Here is an 18049-nt window from a genome sequence, read left to right as displayed (position 1 = left end):
TTAATTCGAGGCATTCGTATATTGCGAAGCATAATATTTCTGATAGTCTCCGCTCGTTACATGATCCAGCCATTCTTTATTCTCCAAAAACCAGTCGATTGTTTTTCCTAGACCTTGTTCGAAAGTTACGGAAGGCTTCCAACCCAGTTCTTTATTTAATTTTGTGGCATCAATAGCATAACGAAGATCGTGTCCTGGTCGGTCTTTCACGTAGGTAATCAATTTTTCTGAGTGACCTTCTGGATTTCCCAATTTTTGATCCATTTGCTTAATGAGTTCTTTCACCAAATCAATGTTTTGCCATTCGTTGAAACCACCAATATTGTAGGTTTCACCGGTTTTTGCTTCGTGAAAAATTTGATGAATAGCTTTTGCATGATCGATTACATACAACCAATCTCTTGTATATTTTCCATCGCCATAAATAGGAAGCGGTTTTCCATTTAAAATATTTGAAATACAAAGCGGAATTAATTTCTCCGGGAAATGATTAGGACCGTAATTATTGGAACAATTGCTAATGATAAAAGGCATTCCGTAGGTATTTCCGTACGCACGAACCAAGTGATCGGAAGCAGCTTTGCTCGCAGAATATGGAGATTTTGGATCGTAAGAAGTTTCCTCGGTAAAAAGTCCGGTTTCTCCTAAACTTCCGTAAACCTCATCCGTAGAAACGTGGTAGAATAAGTTTTTTCTGGTTTCATTCGGGAAGTTTCCGTGTTGATGATCGGGATTTAAGGTCCAGAATTCTTTGGCTAAATTTAAAAGATTTGCGGTTCCATTTACATTCGTATTGATGAAGGCATTTGGATCGGTGATGCTTCTATCGACATGACTTTCTGCGGCTAAATGGATAATAGCATCGGGATGATATTTTTCGAAAACTTTTCGAAGTTCCTCCACTTTTGTAATATCTGCTTTTTCGAAAACGTAATTAGGTTCGTTTTCGATGTCTTTCAAATTTTCGAGATTTCCGGCGTAGGTTAAAGCATCAAGATTGATTATTTTACTATTTGGATTATTTTTCACAAATTCACGTACAACGTGAGAACCAATAAAACCAGCTCCACCGGTAATGATGATGTTTTTCATAATTGCTTTTTAAAAATTGTTCTCTTTGAACAGGGGTAAATGTTGGTCTTTATCTGAAAGCTGAATGACCTCTTTGGGAAGTTTCCAGTCGATATTCAGTTCTTCGTCATTCCAAATAACGCTTCCTTCAGCATCTTTTTCATAGAAATTATCACATTTATAGGCAAAAATCGCAGTATCGCTTAAGACTGAAAATCCGTGACCGAATCCGCGAGGAACATACAATTGCAATTTATTTTCAGGGGTTAATTCTACACCAAACCATTTTCCAAAGGTGGGTGAATCTTTGCGCAAATCTACCGCAACATCCCAAACTTTGCCTTCAAGACAGGAAACTAATTTCGCTTGCGCATGTTCTCCTTTCTGTAAATGAACGCCGCGCAAAACACCATAAGAAGATTTTGAAATATTGTCTTGTACGAAATGACCGTTCAAACCAGTTAGTTCTTCAAATTTTTTCTCATTAAATTTTTCATAAAAATAACCGCGATCGTCTTCAAACACGGTTGGTTCGATGATGTAACAGTCTTTCAGGGGTGTTTCTTTAATTTTCATCAGATTAATTTATTTAGAAATTTGTGTTTTTATTTGTGTTTTTAAGAATATATAGCATAAAATTCCTGGCAGCAAAATCACCACAAAGCATACCCAATCCGGCCAGTCGACGGAGATTAGGATCACATTGATCAATAACTGAATAGCGGCATAGGATGAACTCACCAGAAGATGCGAAACTTTTTTCTCATTTGCGAACAATTGATATAAATGACGGCGATGCGCATCAAAGATATTTTCTTTCAGTTTCAAACGCTCGATGATGGTTAAAATTGTTTCTATACCATAAACGGCAAGAAATAAAAACCATTTGAATTGTTCGGTTTTAATGATGAGGAGGGCGGAAAGTGCAATAATCCAAAAAGCAATTCCCATGCTTCCGATATCACCCAGAAAGCATTTTGCCTTTTTCCGGAAATTAAAAAAGAGGAAGACGAAACATGCAATTACCGGATAGATAATGAAATCATGATCAACAAACTGAATTATAAATTGATTGACATACCACAGTGAACCTAAAACTACCAAACTGTAAATTCCAGACATTCCATTGATACCATCCATAAAATTGTAAGCGTTGAGAATTCCTATGATTAAGATGTAGCAAATTGGAATCGCCCAAAAAGGGAGTAACTGAAAAGCATTGATGAAATACAGAAGCAGCGTTACGGCTACAAAATGAAAAATCAAGCGTATTTTACTTGATAAATCTATAATATCATCGATGAAACTGATGCCACAAATCAACAACAATCCCAAACCAAAAATCAAGTAATTAGGAGCTGATGAAGTTTTGAAAATATCGCCATTAAAGAAAAATTGAAACACTATGAAAAAGAGATACGCAACCGGAAAAATAATTCCACCACCACGAAGAGTTATTTCGGTGTGTGCGCTTCTGTGATTGGGTTTATCAATAATATTGTACTTATCGGCAATTTTGAAATAGACCAACATCAAAATAAAAAAGGCGATGGTAATGATGATATACTCCATTATTTTTGAAAGCTTTTGATGGTTTTTTTCAGACCTTCTTCCGCAGAAACAGGAAGCGAAGAAATCTTTAATGCGTTTTTTACTTTTGTGTTTGATACTACGTAACTTTCCGTCAATTTCTTTAATCTTTCGGAATTGAGTGGCAATTTTGTAAAATCACCAATTTTTGCAATACCAGAAATTAATTGAGCGTTCAATTTCCACAATTTTTCTTTTTTACCCGATACATTTGCAATAATCCTAACCAATTCATTGGTTGACAGCGCTTGGTCATCTGCAAAATTATAAACTCCGGTCGCTATTTCTTTATTCAAAAGCATTTTTAAAATTAAAAAATTCAAATTATCAATACTTAGAAAAGAACGATGATTTTGAAAAGAAGCTAATGGCCACGGAATTCCTTTCTCAACAACTTTGTATAATAAATTGAGATTTCCTTTATTTCCTGGACCGTGAATCATGCAAGGTCGGATTATAAAAAGTCTTTTTCCAGCCGGTAAATTTTGTTGGAACAAATAATTTTCTGCTTCAAATTTTGATTGACCATAAGGAGTTTGAGGATTTCCCGCAAAATTCTCCTCTAAGATTCCATCGATCGTATCTGCAACAGCTTTTACTGAACTGAAATAGAAAAAATCTTTGATATCTGAGTTCAGAAACTGATCAAAAAGACTGATCGTCAAATCTCTATTTACCTTAAAATAAGATTCTGAATCCGAAGTATTACTGGTATCATGAGCTTTTCCTGCTAAATGAATGATCGCTTCTGAACTTTTATCTAAACTCCAATTTTCATTTCGAAGCGATAAACCATTCAGAAAATGACCTTGATCCCTCAAATATTTTGAAAGATTTTGACCTACGAAACCCGAAATTCCTGTGATGGTGATTATCATATGTGTTTGGTTTAATCGTTTTTAAATGAAATCAAAACGATATATTTTTTTTAAAAAAAATTTTCTAAATTTTACTTATGCGATTTTAGATTTAAAATTCTTTCCAGATTATCAATGCAGGTAGAAAGTTGATAATTGGCCTGAAAGAAATTTCTACTATTTTCGCCCATTTGCAACAATTCTTCTTTTGGTAGGCTTGCCATTTTCAGAATTGTTTCTGCTAATTTATTTGAATCTCCAGCAGGAGCGGCAAGTCCACATTTAGCTTCTTCTATAATTTCTGCACCTTCCCCATTAAGCATTGCAACGATGGGTTTCGAAGCACTCATATATGCCTGAACTTTGGCAGGAACCGTCAAATTAAAAATTTTATCATCTTTTAAACTCACCAACATGACATCGGCTTTTGCAAAAAAACTTGCCATTGCTTCTACCGGAAATCGCCCAACGGTAAAGACTGTTTTTTGCAAATTATTTTTCTCAATAAAATCCTGAACGAAAGGCATTTTGCGACCATCACCCACAATAATGAATTTAATTTCTGAATGATCTTTTAGCGCTAAAGCCGAATTCATAATGGATTCCATATCTTGGGCTTTACCTACATTTCCGGCAAACATTACTTTGAAACCTACTGGTAAATCTGGTACGGGGAAATTTTGATCACCTTCTGAAATTGAATCTTCTGCCCAATTTGGAAAATATTCCAATTTATTTTCGAAATCACCTTTTTCTACAATTGAATTTTTAAATCCTTTGGACGTGATCAAGATTTTTTCTGAATTTTTATAGAAAGTGATGACCATTTTCTTAAAGAAATTCAAAATAAATTTATTTTTAACGCCACCCGCAATTTCTAAACTTTCAGGCCACAGATCCATCACCCAAAAATATACGGGAGCATTTTGCAATTTTTTCAGGAGAAGTGCGGGATAAAACTGCGTGATTGGCGAAGGTTCGTGAACAATTACTGCATCATATTTATTGCCAAAATTCAAGAAAAAAGCTTTGATAGATGCAAAAAAAGCGAAACTGAAATAATTGAGAAACAACCGAATTCCGCCGCCTTTTCCACGTAAAAGAAGGAGTGAGCGAATTACTTTAACCCCATTAATTTCTTGCTTTCTATTTTTGAAAACTCCGTAACCATCATACATTTTCCCTTCCGGGTAATTAGGCAGACCGGTAAGAACAGTTACCTCATGACCTCTCTTTTGTAATTCAAAAGAGAGATCATTACTCTTAAAACTTTCGGGAAAATAATATTGAGTGACAATTAAAATTTTCATTATTTACTCCAAACTACTCTGTTTACGTAATCGGTGTAGCTCAAAATAATTCTCACTACTTTTTGGGAAACATTCGGCATGGAATAATCTGCAACGCGCCGAAAATTTCTCTCGGTGCTTATTTCCTGTTGTTGCAATTGCACTAAACCTTGCATAATTCTTTCGGGGTTCATTCCCACCATCATTACACTTGCTTCTTCCATTGCTTCAGGTCTTTCGTGGGCATCTCTAATATTTAAAGCACGGAAATTTAAGATTGATGATTCTTCAGAAATTGTACCTGAATCGGATAAAACCGCATAACTTCTCATTTGAAGCGCATTGTAATCATGAAATCCTAGAGGTTTCAAAAACTGAACTTCGGGGCGAACCACCACTTTCATTTTATCGATCATATTTCGAGTTCGCGGATGCGTAGAAACGATTATTGGATAACCAAATTTTTCTGCGATTAGATTTAAACTTTCGATTAAACCTTTGAAATTTCTCTCAGAATTAATGTTTTCTTCGCGGTGTGAACTTACCACGAAATATTTCCCTTCTTCTAAATTAAGTCTCGATAAAACATCGGATTTTTCGATTTCTGGAAGATAATGAGTTAAAACTTCGAACATGGGAGAACCTGTTTTAATGATTCTGTCCGCAGGAAGTCCTTCTCTCAAAAGATATTCTCTTGCAATATCGCTATAAGTTAAATTGACATCGGAAGTATGATCTACAATTTTTCGGTTGGTTTCTTCGGGAACTCTTTGGTCGAAACAACGGTTTCCGGCTTCCATGTGGAAAATCGGGATTTGTCTTTTTTTCGCAGGAATGGCGCAAAGACAAGAATTGGTATCTCCTAAAACCAAAAATGCTTCGGGTTGCAATTCTTCTAAAAGTGGATCGATCTTTATTAAAATATTGCCAACAGTTTCTGTTGCAGTTTTTCCGGCTGCTTCTAAAAAATAGTCGGGTTTTCTTAATCCGAGATCCTCGAAAAATATTTGATTGAGTTCGTAATCGTAATTTTGCCCGGTATGAACGATGATATGTTCAATGGCTTCAGATTGATCTAATGCATTTAAAACACGGGATAATCTAATAATTTCTGGACGGGTTCCTACTACCGTCATTACTTTCATTTTCTTCATTTGAGTTGCTTATACTAATACCTATTATGATGTTGCTAAAGTACAAAAATTCTGGCACGGAATAAAGCGTAAATGATGTGATTACTAAAACAAAATATTGCAAAAAAAGTGTAAAAAATAAAATATGGTAAGCATTTTTATTTTTAAACAAAAAATATCTAAAGTTTTTGAAAACAGGTATAAATTTTAGAAAGTATAAAATTAATCCTAAAATACCTGTAGCCATCAAAAGTTCTAAAAATATATTGTGAGGGTACATTCCATCTTCGAAATGAGTTCTACCACCAATAATAGGGTTTGCTTTAAAAATTTCTATCCCTTTATTAAAAAGCGGTGTTCTTAAACTATTATCACCTTCAAAAAGCCAAAGATATGTTCTATCAATAAACATCAAATGATAATCATCACTCTTACCAAATATATAAATCACAACAACAGAAAGCAGCAAAAGCACTAAAAACAAAGCGATCAGTTTGTAATTTTTTTTAAGAATTAATAAATATGGAATGACTACCATTATGGCTAGAAAAGGACTTCTAGCGCCACCAATCAAAATGGTAACGATGCCTAAAATAAGCCCAAAATACAAGAAGTAAGATGAAATTTCCTTGGGCTTGAAAAGCAGGAAAAATATTGAAAGTAAAGCCAAAGTAGTTCCTAAATGTCCATAAGAAATATAATACATGCTAAATATATACCTTATCTGTATTCCATAAGGCATCACAGCGGCATAGATTAGATTGAATATGAGCATCACCATTAACACATAGAAAAAAGCTTTTGCAACCAAAGCAAAATTTATTTTTTTATAATTAATGAATAGTAAAGCAAGGGAAGGAACCATTGCAATTATTATGATTCTGCTATAAATTTCTGAAAATTGAAGCTTAAAAATTTCACTATAAACATCATTTGTAAAACTGAGGTAGCTTTTGAAAAAATAAAATAGCCAAAAAGTGATAAGAGATAAAACAGCAATATTTTTAAATTTTGCAGAAGAAAAATTTTTATAAATAATAAAAACAGATAATCCAAAAATTAAAATTCTAAATGGAACAGAAAAAATTCTGCTGTTTTCTATTTGAAAAGGAATTGCAAAAGCACTGAAAACGGTATAGCCTACAACAATTAATAGGATGAACCATTCTTCAATATTCAATTTTTTCAATATTTCCATCATTAAACTTCTTCAAAATAAGTATCCGCATCTTCGGGATCATAAGGTTCATTGATCCAAAAAATCGTATAAAGCTCCTCTTCACCTATATTTTTGATGTTATGCGTATACCAAATTGGCATATCTACAAAAGCGGGTTCTTCGCCATCCAAATAAAAATCTAATACTTCATCGGTATCAATCTTTCTTAGTTGAATTAAGGCTTTTCCTTTAATGACCGCAAATCTTTCGATTTTTCGCGTATGGTAATGATTTCCTCTCGTAATCCCAGGAACAGTGGTCGAAAAAGAACATTGTCCGCCGATTCCTAAACGAATAATTTCTACAAAAGCGCCACGAGGATCAGTATTTTTCGTGAATTTTATAGGATAATGATTTTGTATGTCAAAATAGCATCGGAATGTATTGAACAAATGATAATCGAAATCGGTTTTCAATTCCGGGATTTCGTTGCCATGAAAATACAAATTTTTATAATTTTCGAGTTTTGCTAAAACTTCCGAAACTTTATTGGTTGAAGTGTAAGGAACTTCATAAACTGCTTTGCTTTCACCAAGATTAATTTGCCCAATAATTTCCTGAACCAGTTCTCCTACATAAATTAAATGAACTACGCCGTCGTTATCGATTTTTGGGGTTTCGCCATGGGTTAATTGATGACAAAAAGTAGCGATAAATGAGTTGTAATTAGGTTTTCCAAACGGTCCGAAAACGTTGGGAATAATTAGTCCCGTAAAATTACCACCCGATTTTTCTGCCCATTTGATGAACATTTCCCGTCCTTCTTTCTTCGATTTTCCATAAAGATTATCTCTTTCTTCCTGAGAAGAGGACGAAAATAAAACGTGCGCTTTAGAACCCGTTTCCTCCAAAGCGGAAATAATTTTATCCACCAAAGCAATATTGGTATCATAAATTACTTGCGGATCGTCATGACGGTTCATCGCAGCGAGATGAACAATGACATCGCAATTTTGAACAAAATTTTTCATTTTTTCATCATCGCTGAAAAAAGAAATATCATACGGAACCAATTCAAAAGCTTCCGGCGTGAGTTTCAAAGTATTATATAAATGTTTTCCTACAAACCCTTCCTGGCCAGTAATTCCTATTTTTTTCATGTTTTAATTCGTAAAAAAATTATATGGGAAACGATATTCATCATCAATTTCTCCTAAAGCATAATTGGCCATCACCATCAATTTTGAAACTTCTTCTTTGCTTTGAATGGAAGAAATATAACCTGCCGGAATGTGTAAAATCTTAAAATTTTCATCATTTAAGTCATAAGTAATAACTTCTGAATCTTTATCCGGAGAATTCCAATCATTAATTTCTATTAATTTTATTTCAAAAGATCCTTTCACAACTGAAAACCAACGTTCTTCAACTTTATGACCTTGCCACGCTCTAATATACTGATTATCAATATTTTCTATAAAATATATTCTTTTGATTTCTGTGGTATCAAAATCATTATTGAACGTAAGTTTACCTCTTTCGTCCTGATGAGTTTTGCCCGTAAAAATCGTTGGTTTTTTCAAAATTAATCTGGATATTGAGTAATATCTTCGCCTAAAACTTCTTTTCTAATTAAAGGCAATTTCAGCAAAAGTTCTTTCATCCCTTCCACCCCTTGCTGTTGGGTATTGTGGGAATGATAATCTTCAATTTTAGAAATATCTTCTGCTCCTTCTGAAAAATATTGAGCATAATTCAAATCTCTATTATCGGCAGGAATTCTGTAAAAATCTCCCATATCTTCGGCTTTTTGCATTTCTTCTCTGGTACAGAGCGTTTCATACAATTTCTCGCCGTGTCGAGTGCCTATAATTTTAATTTCTGTATCGGTTTTAAACATTTCTTTTAATGCTTGCGCCAAATCGCCAATAGTTCCTGCAGGTGCTTTATTCACAAATAAATCCCCTGGATTCCCGTGTTCAAAAGCGAATAGCACCAAATCTACCGCTTCTTCCAAAGACATTAAAAACCTCGTCATATTGGGATCTGTGATGGTAATGGGTTCTCCATTTTTAATTTGCTTTACAAATAATGGAATCACAGAACCCCTGGAAGCCATCACATTTCCATAACGGGTGAGACAAACTACGGTTTCATCGAGGTTTCTGGATGCAGCGACGGCAACTTTTTCCATCATTGCTTTGGAAATTCCCATGGCGTTGATTGGATAAGCGGCTTTATCGGTGCTTAAACAAATTACTTTTTTCACGTTGTTTTTTCCTGCGGCATCAATTACATTCTGAGTACCTTCTACATTGGTTTTTACAGCTTGCATCGGGAAAAATTCGCAAGATGGCACTTGTTTCAGAGCGGCTGCGTGAAAAACATAGTCAACACCTTTCATCGCTTTATCAACACTGCTAAAATCTCTTACATCACCGATATAAAATTTCAGTTTATCATTTTTAAACTGGTTTCGCATGTCATCTTGTTTTTTTTCATCGCGAGAAAAAATACGGATTTCTTTGAAATGATCGGTATGGATGAATTTTCTAAGAACAGCAGTTCCGAAAGAGCCGGTTCCACCAGTGATTAGAAGTATTTTGTTATTTATTTGCATATCTTTTTATTAAATTGAGATTAAAATATTATTCTGGTGAGATCTTCATGTCATATAATTTTTCCCAAATGGCTATATTATATAATTTCCATTCAAAATCGCGGTCATTAATATAATTAAATTTATCCTTAAAGAGTTCTTTGATAATTTGAGAGTTATTAATGGTATTGGTGATTTCTTCGGATCGAGGCCACCATTCTTCTATAGGCGGATTAAACCCAATTTTTTTTCTATTCCAAGCTATTTCATCAGGAATATGTTTTTGCAGATTTTTTCTTAAAATATATTTGGACCAGCCTGTAAAAATCTTAAAATTATTATTGATAGAGAGGCAAGTTTCTACGAATTTATAATCTAAATAAGGCAAACGTGTTTCAATACCATAAGCCATTGAATTCATATCTTCCCATCTTAATAATTGAGGAATTTGAGCCCAAAATATTTCATTTTTTTGAAGTTCGAATATGTTTTTATAAGAATTATTCAATGTTCGGATATGGTTATACTCTATTAATTTTTTATATTTTGATTTTAGACCTAATCCACGAAGTTTAAGATACGTTTTTCTTACATTGAAATTGGAATAATAGAGATAGATTAGCAATCCTTTAAATATAGAAATGTCGTAATGACTACGAAGATTCAACAAAAATTTCACATTATCTTTTAGTCCATGGTTTTTAAGGAAAGCAGCTGTATAATTACTGTATCCTAAAAGGACTTCATCGGCACCTTGCCCATCTAACAAAACTTTTATTCCTAATTTTTGAGCCTGTTTCATCAAAAAGGTTTGCATATAAACAGATAATCCTCCAAATGGTTCTTCTAATGAGTATATCACCTGTGGTATTAATTTTTCAAACTCATTTTTATCAGGATAGATGATACTATTTTCTATTCCTAAGCAATCTGAAATAATTCTTGCTCTATCACCTTCATCTTCTTCTTTATGAAGTGAACCAACGGTTACTGCATTAAAATCTTTTTTAACCTTAAATTGTTTTGCAGAAATGGCAACGATATAAGAACTGTCTAATCCTCCGCTTAATGCAGAACCAATTTTCACATCGGATCGTAACCTCAGTTTTATCGATTCTTGAAATTTTTCTTCAAAAAGGTTAATGGAATCTTGTAAATTCAGTTTAGAAACCTCTGCATTAAATTCTAATTCATAATATTTATAAATCTGAAATACATTTGTTTTTAAATCATAAACTAAACTATGTGAGCCGGGAAGTTTAAAAATTCCTTCGAAAAATGTTTCGTTATTGTGTTCCGTAAAATTAGTTTCAATAAACTGAAGGATAATTTGGGTATTTACCGTAGTTACTTTTTTTATTTCCAGAACGGCTTTTATTTCTGAGGCAAAAACAAACTTTTCTTCATCTGCGTAATAATAAAATGGCTTCACTCCAAAGCGATCTTTGGAACAAAAAATTATATTTTTTTCTTCATCAAAAATCGCAAACGACCACATACCATTGAATTTTTGGACGCAATCTTGACCCCAATAATGATACGCGGCTAGTAAAACTTCGGTATCTGAAGTAGTGGTGAATTGATAACCAACCGTTTCTAACTCAATTTTAATTTCTAAATAATTGTAGATGGCGCCATTGAAAGTAAGTACATTAGTTTTATAATGAAAAGGCTGGTTGGAAGCATCACTTACATCTAAAATGGATAATCTTCTATGGCCAAAACCAACATTGTTTTTAATGAAAAAACCTTCTGCATCTGGACCTCTGTGCGATATTTTATCCGTCATTTTTTTCAGAGATTCTAGCTGAACTTCTGTCTGATTTTTTAAAATAATGCCTGCAATCCCACACATATTCTACTTTTGTATAAGACTTTCTTTCTCCAATTTCGTAGGATAATTAATGAGAACTGCTTTGTAAACGCCTTTAAAAACGAACAAACTACCAGCTGCAACACCAATAATTTCATGCTTGTCTATTACTTTTTTTACATCATCTAAAGATCCTGCTCCGCCTAGAACCGTTAAAGGCAATGAAATTTTTTCTCTTATTTTATCTATTAAATTCATGTCGTAACCTTTCATTACACCATCTTGATCTATAGAATTAATAATTATTTCTCCTGCCCCAAGTTTTTGTGCTTTTTCAGCAAAATCAAAAGGATTGATTCCTGTTCCTTTCTTTCCGTTGTGTGTATAAACTTCATACCCACCAAATAATTTTTTCTTTACATCTAATACAACTATAACACTTTGACCTCCTACTCTATTTGCTATTTGGGTAATCAAGTCTGGATTTTGCAATACTGCAGAACTTAAAGCAATTTTTTCTATACCAAGACCAAATATTTTTTGGGCTTGTTCTACAGTTTTCACGCCACCACCATAACAAAGTGGCATTCTAGATTGGTTGGCTATTCTTTCTATTAAACTATAATTTGGCTCCAAGCCAAGTGTTGTAGCATCTATATCGAAAATGCTAAGTTCATCTACTTCTTTTTCATTAAAAATTTTTACTGCATTTATAGGATCTCCAACATATTTTGGATTTTTAAATTGTATAGTTTTTACCAGACCTTTATCTTGTATAAGTAGACTGGGGATTATTCTTGGTCTTAACATAATTAAATTTTAGCAAAATTATGGAGTAAAATTTCACCATAATGATGGCTTTTTTCTGGATGAAATTGGATGCCATATTTATTTTCGTGATGTGCGGCAGAAGCAAATTTTATCCCATAATCTGAAACTGCCATTATGTCTTCAGAATTATTGCATTCAAAATAGTATGTATGAAGAAAATAGAAAATAGCTTCTTGTTCTAAACCTGCAAAAAGAGATAAATCTTTTACTGGTTTCACATCATTCCATCCCATATGTGGAAGTCTTGTGATTTGATTAATTTTCGATTCATCAAATTTTTTCACTGAAGCATCTATCCACTTTAATCCTTCCAATTTGCCTTCATCGCTATGATTTGCCATCATTTGCATACCTACACAAATGCCAATAACTGGAATATTTTTTTCTAAAACAAGTTCGTCTAGTTTTTCTCGCATTCCAGAATCGTTAAGTTGTTTCATTGCATGATCGAAATGACCTACACCTGGTAGAATCAATTTTTGTACATCTTCTAAATCGTATATGGTTTTGGCGATTTTTACTGGTACATCTACTCTTTTATATACATTAATAAAAGCATTGATATTTCCTACGCCATAATCTATAATGGTTATCATCTAAACAATCTTTTTTCTAATCCTAGTTTTTGCATTGCTTGAGCTCCTAGTTTTATTATTCCCATTTTATTTTTGTAATCTTTGTATGTTTTATTTTCACCCTCAAAAATTTGTTGTAATTCGTCTTTTGTTAAATCCAATTTATTAGCTACATATTCAAATTCTTTTTGTAAAAATTCTTCAGAAAGTTCTGGTTTTGATACTCTTTCTAATGCTTCTTCTCGAGTCATTTGTCCTGTAAGTATTAATGAAGAAAAATGTGCTTTTCTTTTTTGATATCCAAATTTTCTGGGCAACCAGTAATCTTCATAAAATCTCGTGAATCTAGATTCGTGATGCTTATGTTGAAATGCTTCCCAACCAAATTTGTCCATCAATAGTTTTTCTGCATCAGCTTTTATGTAAGGTACAAGATTTAATGGTTTGAAAACTTCCATTCCGTAAACATATTTGTACACTAATTTGTAAGATAGGATATCAACCAATGGAAAAGTTTTCAAAGGTTTTTTACCAAATTTTTTGTGAATATCATTAACCAAAGTAACATCTATACCTGGAAAACCGCCCCATTCTTCTGGTTCTCTGCAACATTCTGTAGAATAATTCCCTCCTGTTAAAACATAATTTATTTTGTTTTTTTTAGCAAATTTATAAAGCCCTGAAAAGAAAGCATAGTCTTGTGGTAGATCTTGGTCTGCAATTTGAGATTTTAGAAAAGCTACTTGCAAATCTTTCATTTCTTCCCAATTGATAACTTCAGTATAGAGATCAAGATTTAATCCATTTACTAGTTTTTCTATGTTTCCTACTGCTTTGTCTGTGTTCCAACCAGCATCTACATGAAAAATAAGAGGACGAATACCCATAATCTCCTTGGCAATGTAGGCTGCATAAGAACTATCTAAACCTCCACTTAACCCTATTATACAATCAAAATCTTTATTTTTTGATGTTTTTTTAATTTTTTCAGCAATTTTCATTAACTCATCGTATCCAGTTTCTTTTGTATTCCAATTGGGCAAGATGTTTTCTTTGTAATTAATGTAATAATCGCTTTCTCCTTTTTCATTGAAAACTATTCCTGGATCCGTGGTATCCATGATGGTTTTTGTACAGATTTTGTATTCTGATTGATTCATATTATATTTTTATAATATTTAGTTGTTCTCTTATTTCACTCATATTTTTTATTCCAAATTCTTCAAAATAGTATAATTGCTTTTTATTCTTTTGAAGAATTTTATCTAAAATTAAATTAAAAAAATATGATTTTTCGATTCTCATGCTTCCTACAGAATTAGATGATAATCTTAAATTATGCCAACCAAATGTATTTTTTATTGTTATATTAGAGAAATATTTATCGGTTTCATCGGTTTCGGTACAATAAATAAGTGTAGTATTTCCTAATGATTTTATATTAAAAGCATCTACAAAAACACTAGTTTTATTTTGTTGAAAATTAGAATTTTTTACTGTAAGTAATCCAAACATTTCTGAATTTTTATTTTCTGAGTTTACAAAGATATTACCTTTAAATATAATATTATTAAAAGTTGTATAATTTTTTACAATTTCTGATTGATAAACTAAAAATATTTTCGAAGCGTTTGTATTAATTACTGGTGAAATTATTTCTAATGTATCAGGTAGTTTTATTGTAGGATAGTGATGATTTTTAAAATTAGTATTTGGTGTTGTAAAACTAAATATATATATATCAGAATTTATAGTGGTTGTAAATTTGGGTTCTATGATTTCTACTTTGCCTCCAAGATAAGGTGTATCTTCTCTAACTCCTAAAAAAATTCTTGCTTTTCCTAAAACTTTTGGTTTATTTATTTTTATATTATTTCCTGAAAATTGAAAAGCTGCGGCTCCTTCTGGAGCATTTATTGTAACACCGTCTACTAGAAAATTATCTGTCCAATGATCATCTATTCCATCAGAAAAAAAGCCATTTTTAATTGTAACATCAATTGTATTTCTTCCTGTATAAGAATGTCTACAGTTTGTTATTTCCCCATTATTAATGGTAAATTTTTTTGAAGAATAATTTGCAACTCCATACCCACTTCCTTCTTTTTTGAATCCGTCTATAATAGGGGATTCTAGAATGGTATTATAATTTATCAGGTTTTCAAAAGCTACAGATAAATTAGATGTTGTATTGTTTTTTATTTTTAGATTAGAAAAAATTATATTATCTCTATAGTTTCTGATATATGCTATATTGTTTTCATTTTCTTTTTGATTGCCTATAATAACAACATTGAGATTTTGTATTTTCTTAGGGTTACTTAATTGGTATTCTATAATATTCGTTTTATTAATATCATATTCATAAAGTGAATTTCCAATATTTTCTTCTTTTTCTAGTAAAAATTCATTTTTATAATACGGTGAATTGTTTTTTCTATTTAAAAGTATTTCAGAAGAATTTAGAAAATAAGCATGGTTTTTTTTTAGAAATGGTAGTTTCTTTACTTTACTAATGTTTTTATGATAATTAATTTTTTCACCACTTTTGTTTCTTACAAAATCTATTCCTGCATCTTTGTGATTTGAGTGAATAATTACTTTAGCAATACACAATATATTTACTTTGCAATATATTCTATTTTTAATATATATATCTTTATCAATTATTAAGTCTACATCGTTTTCATTACAATAGTTAAACAATGCTTCGACACTTTCCCAATTTGAAGATTTTACTGTTTTTTTGTTTATCGTTTCTCTATTTTGTGAATATGAGTATTGTGAATAAAAACAAATAAATAAGATAATAATTAATCTATTATACATATTATAGAAATTTAGAATAAGCTTTTCTTAGTTTAGTTTTATGTATATTATAATCATACTTTTTCAAGAAAAATGATCTTAATTCTTCTTTTTTTATTATATTTTTATTATTTATATAGTTATTAATAATGTTTGTTAAAGATTTTGTATCCTTATAATCTATTGCCCAACCGAATTGATTTAATATTATTTCTTGTGCAACATCTTTCTGACCTAAGCTTACAACAATAGGAGTTCCAACCATTAGACAATCGTAATATTTTGTTGGTAATGCATAGACATTATTTTTAAGCTCCGGATCATACAATTGTGGTACCAATAATGATTCTTTCATTATGGTTAATGCATCAAGGTAGGGTATTTTTTTTAAATAAACTACATTTTCGTTTTCTTTAAAAAAACGTAAATGATTTTCATCCCTAATATCACCAGCAAAAACAAACAATAATCTTGGATCTTTTTGTTTTATCAATTCGAATAGAATTTTCTCACCTCTGGTTTCAGAAAAATAACCAATAATAGGTATAATGTGTTTGTCTTTTGGTAAATTATATTTTTTGTAAACATCATTTTTCAATACTTCTTCTAATATATCTTCAGTAGAATTTGGTAGTATTAAAAATTTATCATCTTTTAATCCAAATAAACCATAATAAATAAAATATTGTCTATCTGGAAAAACCACAAAGTCAGAAGCCCAAATAAAAAGATTATCAATGAGTTTTATTATAAAATTCACTATTTTATTTACCCTGTAACTGTCTGCTGCATAATCTCTTGGATCATAAAGAACTTTACATCTCCAATTAATAAAATATTTGTAGACAAGCGCTGGAAATACGGTATAAAAAGTAAATGCTACAACAAAATTAGATTTATTATCTATTATTTTTTTTAATAACCACCATTGAAATTTCACAAAAAGCAAAAAAGCAGATAAACTTCTTGGGCTTGCTGTTTGTGTAAAGCCATCGAACTTGAGACCTTTATACAATTCGTCATTTGGTGGGTTTCTTTCTTGTCCTAAACGAGCCCAATACAAGAAATTAATTTCCTCGAATAAGTCTTTAGATGCTCTCAAAACTCGTATAATCGTCGTAGTGGAATCGAAATAATCCGCAAATAAAAATAATCCTTTTTTCTTCATTTTTTTAATATACTATTTTAAATCTTTTTGAAGAAAGCCTACTATAAAGTCCAATACAAAATCCTATTAATGGATAAGTATATTGTTTAGAAAAAACAGATATTATAAATATTGCTATTGCAAATCCTAAAAAAAGAATTTCAAATTTAGTGCTTTTTTCTTTGAAAATTATTTTAAAAGAATCTATTAGAACATATACTAAAGATAGTATTAAAACTAGGAAACCAAAAAAACCTAAATCTACCCAAGAAGAAAGTATATTGTGAATATATGCACCATCTTTATAACTTCCGTATTTTCCGAATATAATATTTTCTCTTATTGTTTTTAATCCATCATTAAGAAATTCGTTCCTTTTAATCCAAGATTCGTCTTTTTCAATATTAAATAAAACAGAAAATTTTTCAAGTCCAATAATATTTAAAATATCTTTTCCAAATATCATAAATATTAAGAATATAATTGAAAATAAAAAAAGCAAAATCACTCTTATATTTTTTTGTCGAGAAAATATTTCGAATATTATAACGATAAATAAAAATGATATCATTTCTGTTCTTGCACCAATTATATTTAAACATGATAGACATAATATAAAACAAAGGATTTTATATATTTTTTTTTCTAACATAAATATTGGGAGTGATAATATAAAATAACACATACCAATACCTTGATAATTTAAACTTACATTAATATAATCCCAAAAATTTACAATAAAATTTCTATTATAAAGAATAAATATAGATGATAATAAAAAGAAAAAAATTGAAGTTTTAATGAATGTATTATCGGAAAAATTTATTTTTGATGCTAGTATATATAAAGTAACTAGAACAATTATATTTGATAAATGCTCAAATATAATTTTACTATTAGATAATGAATAATTGAATAATAAAACTAGAATAAAAATCAATAAAAAAAAATTAAAAAAAACTATTGGCTTTCCGAATGTGAATCCTTTAATATCATTTTTTATTAATAATAAAAAAGGTAATGATATTGTACACGATAAAAACATCCAACCAAAAGGCAATGCTTCAATTACTCCCATAGATACTAGAATAGTTACAGGGATATAAACAAAAAAAATTCCTAGAAAAAAAAATGTTAATAATTTATTTTTAGAAAAAAAATTCAATGTATTCATTTA

The 18049-nt window shown here is 31.0% G+C and carries 17 protein-coding genes; all 17 read right to left on the bottom strand.

The genetic code is table 11. The features are described 5' to 3' along the window. Positions 1-1092, bottom strand: a complete 1092-nt coding sequence (rfbB, locus tag BW932_RS01030; protein WP_076384482.1) for a dTDP-glucose 4,6-dehydratase — start codon at positions 1090-1092, stop codon at positions 1-3. A gap of 9 nt (positions 1093-1101) precedes the next feature. Then, complete coding sequence (gene rfbC, locus BW932_RS01025; RefSeq protein WP_076384480.1) at positions 1102-1647, bottom strand: dTDP-4-dehydrorhamnose 3,5-epimerase; 546 nt, start codon at positions 1645-1647, stop codon at positions 1102-1104. 9 nt (positions 1648-1656) lie between these two features. Next, the gene (locus tag BW932_RS01020; protein ID WP_076384478.1) at positions 1657-2643 is read right to left on the bottom strand and encodes an MraY family glycosyltransferase; all 987 of its coding nucleotides are present in this window, start codon (positions 2641-2643) and stop codon (positions 1657-1659) included. Next, on the bottom strand, positions 2643-3539 hold the full coding sequence (locus BW932_RS01015) for an NAD-dependent epimerase/dehydratase family protein (RefSeq protein ID WP_076384476.1): 897 nt from the start codon (positions 3537-3539) through the stop codon (positions 2643-2645). The genes BW932_RS01020 and BW932_RS01015 overlap by 1 nt, the downstream gene beginning before the upstream one ends. A gap of 71 nt (positions 3540-3610) precedes the next feature. Then, on the bottom strand, positions 3611-4828 hold the full coding sequence (locus BW932_RS01010) for a glycosyltransferase family 4 protein (protein ID WP_076384474.1): 1218 nt from the start codon (positions 4826-4828) through the stop codon (positions 3611-3613). Next, positions 4828-5961, bottom strand: coding sequence for a non-hydrolyzing UDP-N-acetylglucosamine 2-epimerase (wecB, locus tag BW932_RS01005; protein WP_076384472.1), 1134 nt, complete (start codon positions 5959-5961; stop codon positions 4828-4830). The genes BW932_RS01010 and wecB overlap by 1 nt, the downstream gene beginning before the upstream one ends. After that, the gene (locus BW932_RS01000) at positions 5909-7141 is read right to left on the bottom strand and encodes an O-antigen ligase family protein (protein ID WP_084566405.1); all 1233 of its coding nucleotides are present in this window, start codon (positions 7139-7141) and stop codon (positions 5909-5911) included. The genes wecB and BW932_RS01000 overlap by 53 nt, the downstream gene beginning before the upstream one ends. Next, positions 7141-8259: a polysaccharide biosynthesis C-terminal domain-containing protein gene (locus BW932_RS00995; RefSeq protein ID WP_076384468.1), complete on the bottom strand. Its 1119-nt coding sequence runs from the start codon at positions 8257-8259 to the stop codon at positions 7141-7143. The genes BW932_RS01000 and BW932_RS00995 overlap by 1 nt, the downstream gene beginning before the upstream one ends. A gap of 3 nt (positions 8260-8262) precedes the next feature. Further along, complete coding sequence (locus BW932_RS00990) at positions 8263-8682, bottom strand: WxcM-like domain-containing protein (RefSeq protein WP_076384466.1); 420 nt, start codon at positions 8680-8682, stop codon at positions 8263-8265. Between the two features lie 2 nt (positions 8683-8684). Beyond that, entirely contained in the window at positions 8685-9719 is a 1035-nt protein-coding gene (locus BW932_RS00985; RefSeq protein WP_076384464.1) for a polysaccharide biosynthesis protein, read from the bottom strand. A 28-nt stretch (positions 9720-9747) separates the two neighbouring features. Beyond that, complete coding sequence (gene asnB, locus BW932_RS00980; protein WP_076384462.1) at positions 9748-11553, bottom strand: asparagine synthase (glutamine-hydrolyzing); 1806 nt, start codon at positions 11551-11553, stop codon at positions 9748-9750. Positions 11554-11556: 3 nt separating this feature from the next. Further along, positions 11557-12321, bottom strand: coding sequence for an AglZ/HisF2 family acetamidino modification protein (locus BW932_RS00975; RefSeq protein ID WP_076384460.1), 765 nt, complete (start codon positions 12319-12321; stop codon positions 11557-11559). Positions 12322-12323: 2 nt separating this feature from the next. Then, positions 12324-12938 (bottom strand): imidazole glycerol phosphate synthase subunit HisH, encoded by a 615-nt coding sequence (gene hisH, locus BW932_RS00970; protein WP_076384458.1) that lies wholly within the window; start codon positions 12936-12938, stop codon positions 12324-12326. After that, complete coding sequence (locus tag BW932_RS00965; RefSeq protein ID WP_076384456.1) at positions 12935-14077, bottom strand: N-acetyl sugar amidotransferase; 1143 nt, start codon at positions 14075-14077, stop codon at positions 12935-12937. Before BW932_RS00965 ends, hisH begins: the two co-directional genes overlap by 4 nt. 1 nt (position 14078) lies before the next feature. Beyond that, entirely contained in the window at positions 14079-15746 is a 1668-nt protein-coding gene (locus BW932_RS00960; RefSeq protein WP_076384454.1) for a hypothetical protein, read from the bottom strand. A 1-nt stretch (position 15747) separates the two neighbouring features. After that, positions 15748-16893, bottom strand: coding sequence for a glycosyltransferase family protein (locus BW932_RS00955; RefSeq protein ID WP_076384452.1), 1146 nt, complete (start codon positions 16891-16893; stop codon positions 15748-15750). A 4-nt stretch (positions 16894-16897) separates the two neighbouring features. Next, the gene (locus tag BW932_RS00950) at positions 16898-18046 is read right to left on the bottom strand and encodes an O-antigen ligase family protein (protein ID WP_076384450.1); all 1149 of its coding nucleotides are present in this window, start codon (positions 18044-18046) and stop codon (positions 16898-16900) included. Positions 18047-18049 lie beyond the last annotated feature (3 nt).

Source organism: Kaistella chaponensis (assembly GCF_900156725.1).
GTDB classification, from domain to species: domain Bacteria; phylum Bacteroidota; class Bacteroidia; order Flavobacteriales; family Weeksellaceae; genus Kaistella; species Kaistella chaponensis.
The sequence above is the reverse complement of the archived record's forward strand: the minus strand, read 5'-3'. Positions and strand labels throughout refer to the sequence as shown.